Source organism: Photorhabdus sp. RM323S, assembly GCF_042879375.1.
GTDB lineage: Bacteria > Pseudomonadota > Gammaproteobacteria > Enterobacterales > Enterobacteriaceae > Photorhabdus > Photorhabdus tasmaniensis.
In genome coordinates this window covers 1-14588 of record NZ_JBHFKZ010000018.1, presented here as the reverse complement: position 1 = coordinate 14588, position 14588 = coordinate 1, and the positions used below count along the sequence as shown (strand labels likewise).

General features: G+C 43.2%; 11 protein-coding genes. 4 read left to right on the top strand and 7 right to left on the bottom strand.

The features are described 5' to 3' along the window. Positions 1-73: 73 nt before the first annotated feature. The 4 genes from recQ to ACGF7G_RS10075 all read left to right on the top strand — a co-directional run bounded on the left by recQ (position 74) and on the right by ACGF7G_RS10075 (position 4630). Positions 74-1900 carry an ATP-dependent DNA helicase RecQ gene (recQ, locus tag ACGF7G_RS10090; protein ID WP_387465160.1) on the top strand — a complete coding sequence of 609 codons (1827 nt, stop codon included), beginning with the start codon at positions 74-76 and terminating at the stop codon, positions 1898-1900. 14 nt (positions 1901-1914) lie between these two features. Next, positions 1915-2913, top strand: coding sequence for a lysophospholipase L2 (gene pldB / locus ACGF7G_RS10085; RefSeq protein WP_387465159.1), 999 nt, complete (start codon positions 1915-1917; stop codon positions 2911-2913). Positions 2914-2935: 22 nt separating this feature from the next. Next, entirely contained in the window at positions 2936-3736 is an 801-nt protein-coding gene (gene yigL / locus ACGF7G_RS10080; RefSeq protein WP_387465157.1) for a sugar/pyridoxal phosphate phosphatase YigL, read from the top strand. 447 nt (positions 3737-4183) lie between these two features. Then, the gene (locus ACGF7G_RS10075) at positions 4184-4630 is read left to right on the top strand and encodes an H-NS family nucleoid-associated regulatory protein (RefSeq protein ID WP_387465155.1); all 447 of its coding nucleotides are present in this window, start codon (positions 4184-4186) and stop codon (positions 4628-4630) included. 2044 nt (positions 4631-6674) lie between these two features. Here the strand turns inward: ACGF7G_RS10075 and ACGF7G_RS10070 are convergent. The 7 genes from ACGF7G_RS10070 to tssI form a co-directional block, all read right to left on the bottom strand. Further along, positions 6675-7643 (bottom strand): hypothetical protein, encoded by a 969-nt coding sequence (locus ACGF7G_RS10070; RefSeq protein WP_387465153.1) that lies wholly within the window; start codon positions 7641-7643, stop codon positions 6675-6677. Continuing rightward, positions 7640-7966 carry a hypothetical protein gene (locus ACGF7G_RS10065; protein WP_387465151.1) on the bottom strand — a complete coding sequence of 109 codons (327 nt, stop codon included), beginning with the start codon at positions 7964-7966 and terminating at the stop codon, positions 7640-7642. The genes ACGF7G_RS10070 and ACGF7G_RS10065 overlap by 4 nt, the downstream gene beginning before the upstream one ends. 77 nt (positions 7967-8043) lie before the next feature. Then, positions 8044-8607: a hypothetical protein gene (locus ACGF7G_RS10060; protein WP_387465149.1), complete on the bottom strand. Its 564-nt coding sequence runs from the start codon at positions 8605-8607 to the stop codon at positions 8044-8046. Further along, positions 8604-10403, bottom strand: coding sequence for a hypothetical protein (locus ACGF7G_RS10055; RefSeq protein ID WP_133813886.1), 1800 nt, complete (start codon positions 10401-10403; stop codon positions 8604-8606). Before ACGF7G_RS10055 ends, ACGF7G_RS10060 begins: the two co-directional genes overlap by 4 nt. 28 nt (positions 10404-10431) lie before the next feature. Further along, positions 10432-11577: a DUF3396 domain-containing protein gene (locus ACGF7G_RS10050; protein WP_387465147.1), complete on the bottom strand. Its 1146-nt coding sequence runs from the start codon at positions 11575-11577 to the stop codon at positions 10432-10434. A gap of 15 nt (positions 11578-11592) precedes the next feature. Beyond that, on the bottom strand, positions 11593-12939 hold the full coding sequence (locus tag ACGF7G_RS10045) for a VRR-NUC domain-containing protein (RefSeq protein ID WP_387465146.1): 1347 nt from the start codon (positions 12937-12939) through the stop codon (positions 11593-11595). Between the two features lie 2 nt (positions 12940-12941). After that, positions 12942-14588: type VI secretion system tip protein TssI/VgrG (tssI, locus tag ACGF7G_RS10040; protein WP_387465145.1), on the bottom strand; the 1647-nt coding region annotated here is incomplete at its 5' end.

Genomic DNA, 14588 nt, shown 5'->3' with positions numbered 1-14588 from the left:
TTACTGCGAGAGTAAGATAACATAATGCGCAGATGCTTAAGCGTCTGTGATTTTTTAATGGTTGAGGAAAAGCGTGTCTACCGCAGAAGTCATCAATACGATATCACTGGCAGAGCAAGTATTGCGGAAAACCTTTGGTTATCTGCAATTCCGGCCTGGTCAGCAACAAGTCATCAATACCATTCTTGAGGGGCGTGATTGTCTGGTCATTATGCCGACGGGCGGTGGCAAATCATTGTGTTACCAAATCCCGGCGCTGGTGCAGGAAGGATTAACCCTGGTCGTTTCTCCATTGATCTCTTTAATGAAAGATCAGGTGGATCAACTGCGGGCGAATGGTGTCGCGGCTGATTGCCTGAATTCAACTCAGGCGCGTGAACAACAGATTGACGTGATCCGGCGTTGCCGTCAGGGCGTGATCAAATTGCTGTATATCGCTCCTGAACGCTTGATGATGGATAGCTTCCTTGAACAGCTTTTGGAATGGCAACCGGCTATGTTGGCTGTGGATGAAGCCCATTGTATTTCGCAATGGGGCCATGATTTCCGGCCTGAATACCGGGCGTTGGGACAGCTCAGGCAACGCTTTCCAACATTACCTGTCATTGCGTTGACGGCGACTGCGGATGAAACTACCCGCAATGATATTGCCCGGCTGCTGAATCTTAATGATCCGCTTATTCATATCAGCAGTTTTGATCGTCCGAATATTCGTTATACCTTGATAGAGAAATACAAGCCATTAGATCAATTATGGCTATTTATCCGTGGTCAAAAAGGCAAAAGCGGCATCGTTTACTGCAACAGCCGCAATAAAGTTGAAGAGATATCAGAACGTTTACAAAAACGTGGCTTGAGTGTTGCGCCATACCATGCTGGGTTGGATAATAGCCAACGCGCGCGGGTACAGGATGCATTTCAACGTGATGATTTGCAGGTTGTGGTAGCGACAGTGGCATTTGGCATGGGTATTAATAAACCCAATGTTCGGTTCGTGGTTCATTTTAATATTCCACGTAATATCGAATCCTATTATCAGGAAACAGGGCGTGCCGGGCGTGATGGTTTACCTGCGGAAGCGGTGTTGTTCTATGATCCGGCTGATATGGTATGGCTTCGCCGTTGTCTGGAAGAGAAAACGGCTGACACACAGCAGGATATTGAACGACATAAGCTTAATGCGATGGGAGCCTTTGCCGAAGCGCAAACTTGCCGCCGTCTGGTGTTATTAAACTATTTTGGTGAAAGCCAACAAACTGCTTGCGGCAATTGTGACATCTGTCTTGATCCACCGAAAAATTATGATGGCTTGGTGGATGCACAAAAAGCGCTCTCTTGTGTTTACCGGGTTGGTCAGCGTTTTGGTATCGGTTATATTGTTGAAGTGCTCAGAGGCGCGAATAATCAGCGTATCCGCGATATAAGGCATGATCGTTTGCCGGTTTACGGCATCGGTAAAGATCAAAGCCAGGAGCACTGGGTCAGCGTATTGAGGCAGCTTATTCACCTAGGTTTTATCAGTCAAAACATTGCCAATTATTCAGCATTACAATTAACAGAAGCTGCACGGCCAGTATTGCGTGGTGAAGTTCCGCTGAAACTGGCTGTTCCACGGATACAGAGCCTGAAAGGGCGTAGTCAGCAAAGTAAATCATATAGTGGCAATTATGATCGCAAATTATTTGCCAAGTTGCGTAAATTACGGAAATCTATTGCTGACGAAGATAATATCCCGCCTTTTGTTGTATTTAACGATGTCACACTGATTGAAATGTCAGAACAATGCCCGGTTACTGCTGATGAAATGTTATTAATCAACGGGGTAGGACAACGGAAACTAGAACGTTTTGGTAGCGTTTTTATGGCTTTGATCTGTAAACATCTGGAGGAGTGTGAATAGCTTGGAGATGATTTATGAAGCCCGAAATGTTGAAAGAGAGCTGGCTTAATCGTGAGATACAGTTTTCTGCTTTTGCTAACGGGCCTCTGTTAGATTTCTGGCAAGGCAGGGAAGAACATGAGTTTATCGGTGTCGAAAATGTGCTGATACGCTATGTCCGTTTTTGTGCAACAACTAAGAATCATAGAGCAGTTGTTATCTTGCCTGGCCGTAGTGAAAGTTATGTCAAATACCCGGAGGTGGCATTTGACTTTTATCACCTTGGCTACGACGTTTTTATCATTGACCATCGTGGACAGGGGCGATCCGGCAGGATGCTTGAAGATCCACAAAGAGGGCATGTAGAAAAATTTGATGACTATATTGATGACGTTGAAACGTTTATAGAAAGAGAAATTCTCCCTCGTTATTATTCTCACTGTTATGCGTTGGCTCATTCAATGGGCGCGGCAATATTAGGGGGATTCTTATTACGTCACAGTCAGATTTTTGATGCAGCGGCCCTTTGTGCTCCTATGTTTGGTATTAACTTACCAATGCCACACTGGTTGGCTGCTTTGCTGGTGAATCGGGCAGAAAAGCGACTGGATAGACGAAATAACTACGCAATACTGACTGGAAAATGGCGTCCGTTGCCTTATTTGATCAATCTTCTGACACACAGTTATGAACGTTATAGCCGCTATCTTCGTTATTACGTAGATTACCCGGAATTACGCATAGGCGGTCCGACATATCATTGGATGCGGGAAAGCATGCGGATTGGCGATATATTGATAGAAAAAGCAGGAAAAATTGAGACGCCACTGATGGTCTTAAAAGCCAGTGAAGATAAAGTAGTTAATAATCAGCAATTACGGGCTTTTTGTGAATCACATCGGAAAGAGAGGACTTTCATTGAAGAGCAGTCACCTTTGATTATTCAGGGGGCACATCATGAAATCCTATTTGAAAAAGATAAATTACGTAGCCAGGCACTCAACGCTATTTGTGACTTTTTTGACCAAAATTGATTCAATTATAGGAACTACAACTATGTATCACATTGTTGCTTCAGATTTAGACGGTACTTTGCTGTCTCCTGATCACAAATTAACGTCTTACACCAAGGAAACTCTTAATTTACTCACAAACAAAGGCATTCATTTTATTTTTGCTACTGGCCGTCATCATGTGGATGTTTCCCAAATCCGTGACGGGCTTGGTATTGATGCCTATATGATCACCTCCAATGGAGCCAGGGTACATAATACGGCGGGTGAACTGGTTTTCAGCCACAATGTTGATCCTGATATTGTGCATGACTTGTGTCTGATGGAGTTTGATAACCCGGATATTCTGACCAATTATTACCGTCATGATGATTGGTATATGAATCGAGAAAGCCCTGAGCAGGAAGAATTTTTCCAAGAGTCAGTATTTCATTATCAGCTTTTTAAGCGCGATGATTTTAAGACGGATGGTGTATGTAAGGTTTACTTTACCTGTGAAGATCATGATCTATTGCTCACATTGGAGGAGTCAATCAACGCCCGTTGGGGCGACAGAGTGAATGTCAGTTTCTCGTTACGTAATTGTCTGGAAGTTATGGCTGGTGGCGTTTCCAAAGGCCATGCCCTTGAACAAGTAGCTAAATCTATGGGTTATAAACTCAGTGATTGCATTGCTTTTGGGGATGGAATGAACGATCTGGAAATGCTGACGATGGCTGGTAAGGGCTGTATTATGCAGGATGCTCACCAACGCCTGAAAGATATCTTACCGGATATGGATGTGATAGGTTCAAATGCAGATGATGCTGTTTCCTGCTATTTATGCAAAATGTATCAGGTTTGATTGCTTAGTTATCATTGAGCGCTATTGGTGCTCAATGATAACTGACGAAGTGTGGGTTATTTATCCGGCACTTTGTGTTAACCAAGTTCCGTTCACCAAACGGAGCTTGCTGCTATGTTAAGGATACCCCGCTAAAAACTTTTCTTTTTGAAAAGGGATCGTTTGAAAATCTTGTTACTCACAATCATCTGGTTCGTAAAATCGATACTGCTATTGATTTTGGATTTATTCGTGAGGCTATTACCTTGAGACAAAATCAGTGTGGTTTTAGAATTTGAAAAAAAGGCAAGCCTATTACGAAGAAACAGATAAAAACTTTAATTATTAAAGGTACAACAGAAATGATTAAGGATTTTTAACAGTGGGTAGAAAATTCGGTGATATACTGACATTGAAAGAGAAAAAATTAGGAACAACGGATTTTAAATATATTAACAAGGTAACAAAATGACAGAATTAACCAAAGAACAAGAATATGAAATAGTATCAAAATATTTAACAGGATTAACCACATTAAGAAAATTTGCTCAAACAAAAGATTTTGATTGGCTGGAAGACGTTTACAAAAAACTAGAGATAATCGTTGACGAAAGCCGGGAATCCTCTAGATTAGCCAGATTAGAAATAGAAGGAAAAGAACAAAAACGTTTAGAAGTATTAAAAATTATTGAAGAAATGGGCTTTGATATTAATACCATTAACATACCTATTACCCTCCCTGGTTTTAAACCTAAAAAATCAAATATAGGAAAAGGAAAAACGAGAAAACCGAAATATCAGTTTAATGAAAATGGAGAGATTAAATACTGGTCAGGAAATGGAAAAAGACCATTAGGTTTACAAAAACTGCTCAATGAAGGCCATTTATTAGATGAATTTTTAATTAAAAAATAAGAAAATTCTCGGAATGAGAATTGCTGTACTCATTGCTTATCCTTTAACATTGCTTGATTTCTCTTTTTGCTTGCATTTTCATTTTTGGGAGATTGCAAGCCTCTTTTTATCGGTGATTAATTCAGTTATCTATCAGCGATTGTATACTCGGTTTATTTTATATTTAACTAATCTGCTATGATCATTTAAAAGAGTGAATGCAGATGTATTAAGGATTTTGTATAAATAGTAGGTTTAACTAAATAAATGCGACTTTTCAGAAAGAGAATTAATTTCATTTAATAGAAAAATCATCAACATTAATAGCGAGTTGAAAAGAAATCAGTACGTAGAAAAATATTATCCGAATAAATGGGTATTTAAGCGTTTTCTCGTTATTATTTTATGAAGAAAACCTTAAAGATAATGCAATAAAAAGAGGGGTAAAACAGTTAATTTGGCAGGATTTAAACCCTGAAAAAGGCGGTGATTATCGGAAAAAACAAAAAGGGGTAACTTATTAAAGTTGATTAAAACTGCGGGTAAAACAGTGTCAGTAAAGATAAAAAAGTGAGTATGATTAACGCGGGTTAAACATAAAAAACGATAACCCATGATGATTAAACTTTATAAAAAGCAGACATTAAAAGTAGTAAAAACAGCGGTGAAAACTTTATGCTGATTAAAACCATTAAGTTAAAACAATGGCTTTTAATAATGTTTAAAACTGGCCCATTATTGTATTTACCTAACCCGCCATAACCATTTAAAAGCACGAATGCAGAGAGAGTAAAGTTTTTATATAAAAAGTGGAGGAGGATTTAACGCAATAAGTGAGGCTTTTCAGAAAAAGAGTTAATTGCATTTAATCGAAAACCATCAACCATTAATAGCGAGTTGAAAAGAGATCAGCACGTAGAAAAATATTATCCGAATAAATGGGTATTTAAGCGTTTTCTCGTTATTATTTTATGAAGAAAACCTTAAAGATAACGCAATAAAAAGAGGGATAAAACAGTTAATTTGGCAGGATTTAAGCCCTGAAAAAGGCGGTGATTATCGGAAAAAACAAAAAGGGGGATTTATTAAAGCTGATTAAAATTGCGGGTAAAACAGTGTCAGTAAAGATAAAAAAGTGAGTATGATTGACGCTGGTTAAACATAAAACACGATAGCCTATGATGATTAAACTTCATAAAAAGCAGACATTAAAAGTGGTAAAAACAAAGGTGAAAACTTTATACTGATTAAAACCATTAAGTTAAAACAATGGTTTTTAATAATGTTTAAAACTGGCGCGTTATTGTATTTACCTAACCTGCCATAACCATTTAAAAGCACGAATGCAGAGAGAGTAAAGTTTTTATATAAAAAATGGAGGCGGATTTAACGCAATAAGTGAGGCTTTTTAGAAAAAGAGTTAATTGCATTTAATCGAAAACCATTAATAGCGAGTTGAAAAGAGATCAGCACGTAGAAAAATATTATTAGAATAAATGGGTATTTAAGCGTTTTCTCGTTATTATTTTATGAAGAAAACCTTAAAGATAACGTAATAAAAAGAGGGATAAAACAGTTAATTTGGCAGGATTTAAGCCCTGAAAAAGGCGGTGATTATCCGAAAAAACAAAAAGGGGTAACTTATTAAAGCTGATTAAAACTGCGGGTAAAACAGTGTCAGTAAAGATAAAAAGTGAGTATGATTAACGCGGGTTAAACATAAAACACGATAACCCATGATGAAAACTTCATAAAAGGCAGACATTAAAAGTGGTAAAAACAAAGGTGAAAATTTTATATTGATTAAAACCATAAGTTAAAATAATGACTTTTAATGACAGTTTAAATTACAGCCTCAAGCAAGTTGCCGGACATAGTTTACCTGCCCGGGATGAGCGCGGACAGTTGCCGGAAATGTCCTATTCCCAGTAAAATATTATCGACTCTGCGAATAAACTGGCTCTGAAACATCGAGCTTTCCTGAATGGTCAGCATATCAATTCTGGCGTCAGCTAAATCTAGTTCATAGATATCTTTCCAATGATGGTCTTGATGTCAGCAAACTTCATTCAGAAAGATCTTCATCAGGGGGGCCAAGGCGATCCAGTTCTGCCAGAATAAGGGGAATTTGTGTCTCTAAATCAGCGGGCCTTTTATCTTTACTCCACCAAATAAGCGGTCCACGGCGTTTATAATCCACTTTACTGACCGCTTCTTTGCCGTTTAATAAGAATTTCACCATAAAGGCGGCGGCCAGCGCTTTATCATTGCCACTGCTTAATGCGGCGAAGGTGTAGCTGGTGACATTGGGGATAAAACCACGTCCGATAAGTTGATTGTTTTCGTCCAGGCCGTAGACTTTGAGAAAAAAAATATTAGTTTTTTCCCCCATACCTAATTGTGGATAACGGGCAGCATAGGCTTTGCCTTTATACCAGGTGTAAAAAATCTGTCGTTCACGATCGATAATTAATGGGGCCTGACGGTGTGAAAAAAATACAGCCCAGACAAAAGGCGGAATAATCAGTAGATAGAGCAGCAGGAAGCCTATATCAATTCTGAGAAGTCGGGAACTACTTGGATAAAAGGTATAGCGATAGTACAGGTATTTTCTCAGAGAGATTTTTTTATCATTACCAATATAACGGGCATTTTCCATGGCATTGGATAGATCATTACGTAGATAAAATTCATTGCCGTATTCCTCCTTTACTAAATTGACCCACCGATGGATAGCTTTTTCATCAATTTTTCGTTCTTCAATAAATCCGTTAATATTTAGAATAAGACTACTAATAATCCCCAATGTAACCGGGATTAAGGTAATACTTCGGGCGCGGCGTTGGGTATTACGAACATGACATTCTTTATTATCAAGGTAGTCCAGTATTTCTACATGTTTAATGGTTTCTGCATCCTTAATATCCGGAGGTGCGGCCAGAAGTTCTTTTTCCCAGCGGGCCAGCCGTTTGGCTGGCAGTGGATGAATAGTGGGAAACCATTTTTTGAGCAAACTTTTTAATGCTGCTTTCATTCGGAGAGATCTTCATCAGGGGGACCTAGGCGATCCAGTTCTGCCAGAATAAGGGGAATTTGTGTCTCTAAATCAGCGGGCCTTTTATCTTTACTCCACCAAATAAGCGGTCCACGGCGTTTATAATCCACTTTGCTGACCGCTTCTTTGCCGTTTAATAAAAATTTCACCATAAAGGCGACGGCCAGCGCTTTATCATTGCCACTGCTTAATGCGGCGAAGGTGTAGCTGGTGACATTGGGGATAAAGACACGCTCGATAAGGTTATTATTTTCATCTAGTCCGTAGACTTTGAGATACAGAATATTAGTTTTTTCCAACATGCCTAATTGTGGATAACGGGCGGTATAAGCTTTGCCTTTATACCAGGTGTAGAAGATCTGCCGTTCACGATCGATAATTAATGGTGCTTGTCTCTGCCAAAAAAATATACAATAAAAAAAGGTGGAATAATCAGCAGATAGAGCAGCAGGAAACTTATATCAATTATAAGCATCCGGGAGCTACTGGGGTAAAAGTTATAGCGACAATACAAGTATTTTCTTAGTGAAATTTCTTTATCATGAGCAATATATTCATATTTTTTAAGAAAATCGGGTAGAGCAGGGTTCAAATAAAATTCTTCGCCATAATCTTTTTTTGCATCGTTAACAGACCAAAGCAGATTTTTTTCCGCTGCCCGCCATGTTTCAATAAAATCGTTAACGTTCAATATTAAGCTACTGATAATCCCCAGAGTTACTGGAATTAAGGTGATGCTACGGAAACGGCGTTGAGGATTGTGGATATGGCATTCTTTGTCATTCAGGTAGTCCAGTATTTCTACATGTTTAATGGTTTCTGCATCCTTAATATCTGGCGGTGCTGCCAGAAGTTCTTTTTCCCAGAGCGCCAGCCGTTTGGCTGGCAGTGGATGAATAGTGGGAAAACATTTTTTGAGTAAGTTTTTTAATCGTTGTTTCATAGTGTTCGCTCTCCGTCAAAACTGCCCTTAATGGTATTTTCTGCTGTGGGTTCTTTTTCCCAGAGATAGCGCATAGGGGCAATGACATTTTCTGATTGTTCATAGTACCAGTACAGCTCGCTGCTGCGGGGATAAACGCCCATTGTTTCTGGGACTACTACTTCCAGCGTTGCTGTATTGCCATTTAGGGTCAATTTGGCTTGCTCTTTAGCTTCCCTGAATTTGGTACTACGGAAGTCGTCAGGGATATATTTGCGGCGGTTAATTTCAACATAATCGATTTTTCCTTCCCAGTAGTAGGGAGTTCTGAATGGAGTCACAAAGATCTCGCAGATATTTGAGAGACCCATCTGAAAAGCTGGCAGGGTAAAACAATAGGTTGTGATACCAAATCCCTGATGTATTTTCAGTTGTGGCTGAATAAACAGATTTAGAAATTCCTGGTTTTCGATAAGAAAATGATTTTGAGTGTTACTATCCATTTCTCTGGCTTTTTTAAGTTGATCACTGATTGATTGTCGAGCATCTGTACCCCAAAAATCATACTTATCTCCCGCTCCCCAGAAACAATTATTCAGTACTTTTTCCAAATCTGACCAGGCACTGTTGGCCTGGACAATACTGCCACCGATAAGCAAACTGACTCCCGCAGCCAGCCATGCCAGCATTCCTGCTGTGAGGACGGAACCAGCAGCAAGGAAGATTAATCCGACTGTGGTTAGAATAATGGACCCTGTTCCTATCGCTATCTGGCTATAACCTTCTACGTTATTACCTACTTTAAAGGCATTACTGGCATCATAGAAGGAGACCAGTGCGCCTAAATAACCGGCGACACTGCCGGCAACACGGGAGAACTGATTGACCACAGCCACATTGACCGCGGGTACTTTTATGTTGCTCATCAACGCGTTGACTATTGGGGAGTTCACTTTACTCGCCAGCGTTGAACCCAGAGAAGCCAAATCAGCACTCATACCAATCACTGCCGTGCTAAAGCGCACCAGACTCATATAGGTAGGTCCGGGTTGTAACGGATTATTGCGGGCATATTCTGTCTGCGTGATCACATCTGCCAGGGTAAACGCATTCAAAAACAGACTGGTACCGGCCAGTGAGGAGTCAAACAGTAAGCCAATAGAAGGCTTACCGGCTCCTTCCAGGGTAAAAAGCTGAACCGGGGAGTCCACAGTGGTTTTAACTTCAGGCAGGGTTATCACCGGTTTGTTGCCGAGTGATTCCAGGCGTTTGCTCCAGTTAATGATCCGCTCGCCAATAGCTTGTGTCCGCACCGCTGGATCTGGCTGGTGACGATGGGTTTTCGATTCCAGCCGCTTGAGCATTTCCTGATAGCTTTGTTCGCTGAGTGCGACTCTGCCATCTTTCGTTATCTCCACGCCCAATGTGGATAACAGGGCGGGGACAAATTGTTGGGTTATCTGGTCAATGGCTTTCTGGGGAAGCTGGTGGATATAATGGGCCCCCTGAGAAATCGCCTGACCGGGATCCGCATAGACGGTTGCCAGGAATGTCCCCATGCTCAGCAGAATATTATCGACGCCGCGAATAAACTGGCTCTCAAGCATCGGTGATTTGACTTTGTCGTTATTCAGCACGGTGATAACACTGCCGGTAATGGTACGCCAGAAGTTGCCATCCCCGTTGCTGTCCGATTCTTTGGCGGCAAGCTTTGCCAGAACCTGCTGGCCGGGCAGGGAGGATTGCAGGTTGCCGAGCAGACCGGCGAGGATTTCACTGAAAAACTGGAACTCCAGTGCGTCTTCTTCTTCCAGCATCTCTTTTTTATCTACTGCTTCTCATCCCTTATTCATTCCTATTTTCTGCTTCTCGGATCAGATGCCATACCGTTGTGCCCGGCTCTGCACCCTGAATATCAAAGGCAGTCGCGCCTTGAACAAAGAAATACTGTTTGTCAGGCTGGCTATCGGTTCGCCAGAATCCGCTGACAAGCATCGGTTCGCCGCTTCTTACCGGGGTGACATGCAGAGGGCCACGGTCATAGCGGGCATACCAGGCTTGTGTGGAAATATCATCAAAATGACCTGCACCGTAAAAGTGCAGGGAATCACCTTCTCCCGGCACAAAACGTATCGGACGTATCAGTTGGTTAATGGCAAAATAACTTTCCGGGACGCTGCCCGGCAGCGGTGTCAGATCTGGGTATTTACCGGCGCGGATAATCAGTCCATTGGGGTAAGGACTCATCACCACATCCGGGTAACGAGCCAGCGTCTTACGTATCCAATGTTCCCCACCCAGTCGTCCGACAAAGCGTTTGGACAGCAGGGTGATCCAGTTCATGCTCCGTATAGCATGGGCATAATCTCTTAGTGTTGTATGAATAGTGGAGTTAACTTGCAGGGTGGGATAACGCTGAGCTAATTGATACTCTAAGGGAAAATAATCATGATAATCTCTGGGTAAGACCAGACAGTAGCCACAATCTCCCCAGTCAGGTTCGAGCTGTTCACACAGAAAGTCCAGCCAGGCCATAAAGCGAGCTATGCCCTCTTGTTCCTTTAGATAATCCCAGGGCAGCACCAGACTCAGATAGGAGCTACTGTTGTCACCGCTTATTTCCCGGGAGTTTATGTAATGCATCAGATAGCGAGGGGCTTCATAGAGATTTTTAGCGTCACTAACATCCCAACTAGAGGGCTGATTCTTTTTCTGATTAAGAATACCCTCTTCCACTTTAGCAATATTTTCGGGTGAATATTTTTTTAGCCCCTTGAGTTCATGAGTATGAAAACGCAGATGAGTGCCAAATTCTTCCCGAAAGCGGCGATAGCAAGCCAGAATGCGTTGCTTTTTCTCCTGCGTGTAGCCCTGTTTAAAAAACAGGGTGATAGAAATTCCCAGGCGAGAAACCGCCAGTCCATCAGCATTAAGAAAAAGAAAAGAGGTCAGTTGTGATCTCAGTTGGGCAAAGTAATCTACAGTTTCCATCATTTTCTCCGTGAATTATGAGGCAGTGGCGAATGTGACACTCGCCAATATTGCCAGGACAGCAGCTAACGCGGCGGCGCTCACTGTGGCGGCAGCGGCTAAAATTTCCACCAGTGCAATCAGTGCAGCAGCAACGGCAAGGGTGACAAGGATAACAACAGCAACTTCGGCAACAATCACAACCACTTCCAGCATGCCTTCACCCACCTCTTTTAATATTTGCATCCAGCTAATGTCTTTAAGCTCTGCTAAGGTGATATCTGAACCCTGTTGCACGGTTTGCCACCGGGCTTTTATCTCACTCTCTGTCCAAGTCACAATTTTCCCCGTCTGTTCATTGACCCAGGAAAAAGCATAGCTGACCTGATGGGTTATCGGGTCAATAATCTCGTTACACACCCATTTGCCAGCCTCATTAAACCAGACTCCAAACTGGGCAAGGCGCTCCCGGGTGCTATCGCGAACATAATTCAACCCATTTTCGGCCAGACCTGCCACCTCCTGCCCAAGGACAACCCAGTCTTCATAGCTGGGTAAAAACGACCAGCGGGAAGTGCTGAGAAGTGGTAGATTTTTTGTCAGCGGTTGCGGAATGGTCCCCGGTATGCCTTCTTCCGGAGGAGTGGGGGGCGGTAAGGCGTCATCAGGCGGCAAGGGTGCCAGTGGGATTGGATTTTTATAGTGTTGTGAACCGGGTTGGTAATGTTTTCGCCACGCTTCATCATACTGTTTTTGCTCTTCTGTGCGGTTATCGTCGACACGCATCACACCAAAGCGAGAGCGGGTAGCAATTTGAACGTAGTCAATCTCTTGCCATTTACTGAGTGCATCCCCTGGAAATTTTACTTCAATCAACATTTTCAGATTATCAGGGTGCACAGAGCCATCGAAGTAGGTGGCATTTCTGCCCGGCCAGCGGAGAGCTTCATCTTTAACCAGAATAATATCGGGACGGCGGATACCAACAACCCCAAATTTCTCCGCATCGTCGGCAGAAGGGCGGGCAAACGGATTACTGGATTGCGGTAAGTTATCACCATAACGTTGCTTAGAGTCTTGACTGGTCGCCAGCATGGGTAAGGGCACAGCTTCTTCTCGGATAGCAAACACCACTTCTGCTTTATAAGGCCATAAAAAGTCATGTTTGAGTTCCTCAACTTTAATCAACCCACTCATAATGACCTGATTAAGAAAGCGAATAGCCCCTTGTTTAGTAAGGATCATTGCCGGCAGACGCAGGGCGTATTCGGCTTTTCTCGCCAGATAACAGGGATCTTCATCGGCGGGAAAGACGCCTATTTCCATCGTGCAGTTAATTGAGGTCACGGCCGGGCACATCTTGCCGCTGTTGGATGCTGTCATATTTATTTCTCCGTAAATTCCATCACATGTTCTACCGGTGTGTTATCACTGGCCTGATATAAGGTTTGCTTCGGTTTCGGTGGGGTTTCCGGTGAACTCAGTTGCAGATTTTCTTCTGCCTCACTCTGTACGGTTACAGTTCTGCCCAGCGTGTCAGTTTTACCGGAAAGGGTCTGACCGCCAGCGGTGGTAATAGTATAGGGAGTATGCGCCAGCGGCTTACCGCTTTGCTCGCTTCGCAGAATATAGCGTGCGGAGTAGTCAAACAGCGCATCGGCGGATTTCTTTCCGGTGATATGGTCAGACATGGTGATACTGACCCCTTCAATACGGATATTCCCCATTGGGTCAATGACTATCTGCCCGCCCGCATTCCCAATCGTAATTTGCCCGCTTTCAGAGTTCAGCGTGATATGTTTACCCACGGTAATTTGCTGGTTATCGGTGATGTTTAATTGATGGCTTTTACCAATTGAAATGGCTTGCTGGCCTTGAATGGTCACCGTTTGATTTTTGCTAACTGCCAGCGTCTGGCAGCCCTGCACAGCTTCGTCGTCATCGTGTTTAATTATCACCGTGCGGTTATGCGCAACGTCTGTTTTCTGGTCATGGTTTATCTGCGTGGTTTTATCCCGGAGAACCTGCGTATTCATATCCCGTTGAGCATGAATAAACACTTCCTCGCTGCCGTTTTCATCCTCAAAACGCAATTCGTTAAAGCCATTTCCTTTATGGGTTTTGGTTCTGAATGTGGTACGGGTTTTTTCCGCCGGTAAATTCAACGGCGGACGGTTAAGCGCGTTATAGGTGCATCCGGTAATAATCGGGCGGTCAATATCGCCGTTGAGGTAGGAGATAATCACTTCCTGACCGACTCGCGGTGTCGCCAGAAAGCCAAATCCGTTGCCATTCCAGCCTTGTGCCACCCGTACCCAGCAGGAAGCCTGGTCGTCCGGCGCATCATAGCGGTTCCAGTGGAAGTGAACGCGAACCGCCCCCTCTTTATTGACGTAGATTTCTTCTGTGCCGGGCCCAACCACCGTGGCGACTTCATCACCGTCCGCCAGCGGTTTATAGCGGTAGGGGGGACGCCAGTCGTTGCGGCCGGGAATAAACCGGGTCTGGGAATGGAGGGTGGTGCCGGTGCCGTTATCACCTAAAACAGCAGGGACGTACCCTTGATGTTGAGAAGAGACAACCTGCCAGCGGCCATTCATGGTATCAATCGGGTGGTGGGTTAATTTGAAGATCCTGCCCGGCATTAATCGAATACAATTGCTCTCCGCTTGCCCTGATTTGCTGTCCGTCCGCAGGGCTTCCAGCCGGTACTGAGTAAACGGAATGCCCTCTTTGTTTTTCAGAAAACGCCCGTAACTTTCGAAAATGTGAAATGGCGTGCTGTTTTCTGCTTCATAATCGGTGGCGTTATGCTGCAAAGCATAATTGGGGTTGTGGTAATTCCGGTCTTTTTGAGTGGTGGATTCAGGGCGCATGTGGGAGCCAAGAGACCATCCGGAGATAACATTTTCATCTGTTACGTCGGTGACATCTGGGTTGTAGATCAACGTATCCGGTGCCCTCATGTGTAAGTGGCTGTCGCTCACATGGAGGCCATCATCGGCGAACCAGAAGAAAATCCCCTCTTCCGC

Excerpts from the sequence above, each read along its gene's own strand:
- pldB (WP_387465159.1), top strand. The coding sequence starts at position 1,915 with ATGAAGCCCGAAATGTTGAAAGAGAGCTGGCTTAATCGTGAGATACAG.
- ACGF7G_RS10055 (WP_133813886.1), bottom strand. The coding sequence starts at position 10,403 with ATGCTGGAAGAAGAAGACGCACTGGAGTTCCAGTTTTTCAGTGAAATC.
- ACGF7G_RS10065 (WP_387465151.1), bottom strand. The coding sequence starts at position 7,966 with ATGTTGGAAAAAACTAATATTCTGTATCTCAAAGTCTACGGACTAGAT.
- yigL (WP_387465157.1), top strand. The coding sequence starts at position 2,936 with ATGTATCACATTGTTGCTTCAGATTTAGACGGTACTTTGCTGTCTCCT.
- ACGF7G_RS10070 (WP_387465153.1), bottom strand. The coding sequence starts at position 7,643 with ATGAAAGCAGCATTAAAAAGTTTGCTCAAAAAATGGTTTCCCACTATT.
- ACGF7G_RS10045 (WP_387465146.1), bottom strand. The coding sequence starts at position 12,939 with ATGACAGCATCCAACAGCGGCAAGATGTGCCCGGCCGTGACCTCAATT.
- ACGF7G_RS10050 (WP_387465147.1), bottom strand. The coding sequence starts at position 11,577 with ATGGAAACTGTAGATTACTTTGCCCAACTGAGATCACAACTGACCTCT.
- ACGF7G_RS10075 (WP_387465155.1), top strand. The coding sequence starts at position 4,184 with ATGACAGAATTAACCAAAGAACAAGAATATGAAATAGTATCAAAATAT.
- ACGF7G_RS10060 (WP_387465149.1), bottom strand. The coding sequence starts at position 8,607 with ATGAAACAACGATTAAAAAACTTACTCAAAAAATGTTTTCCCACTATT.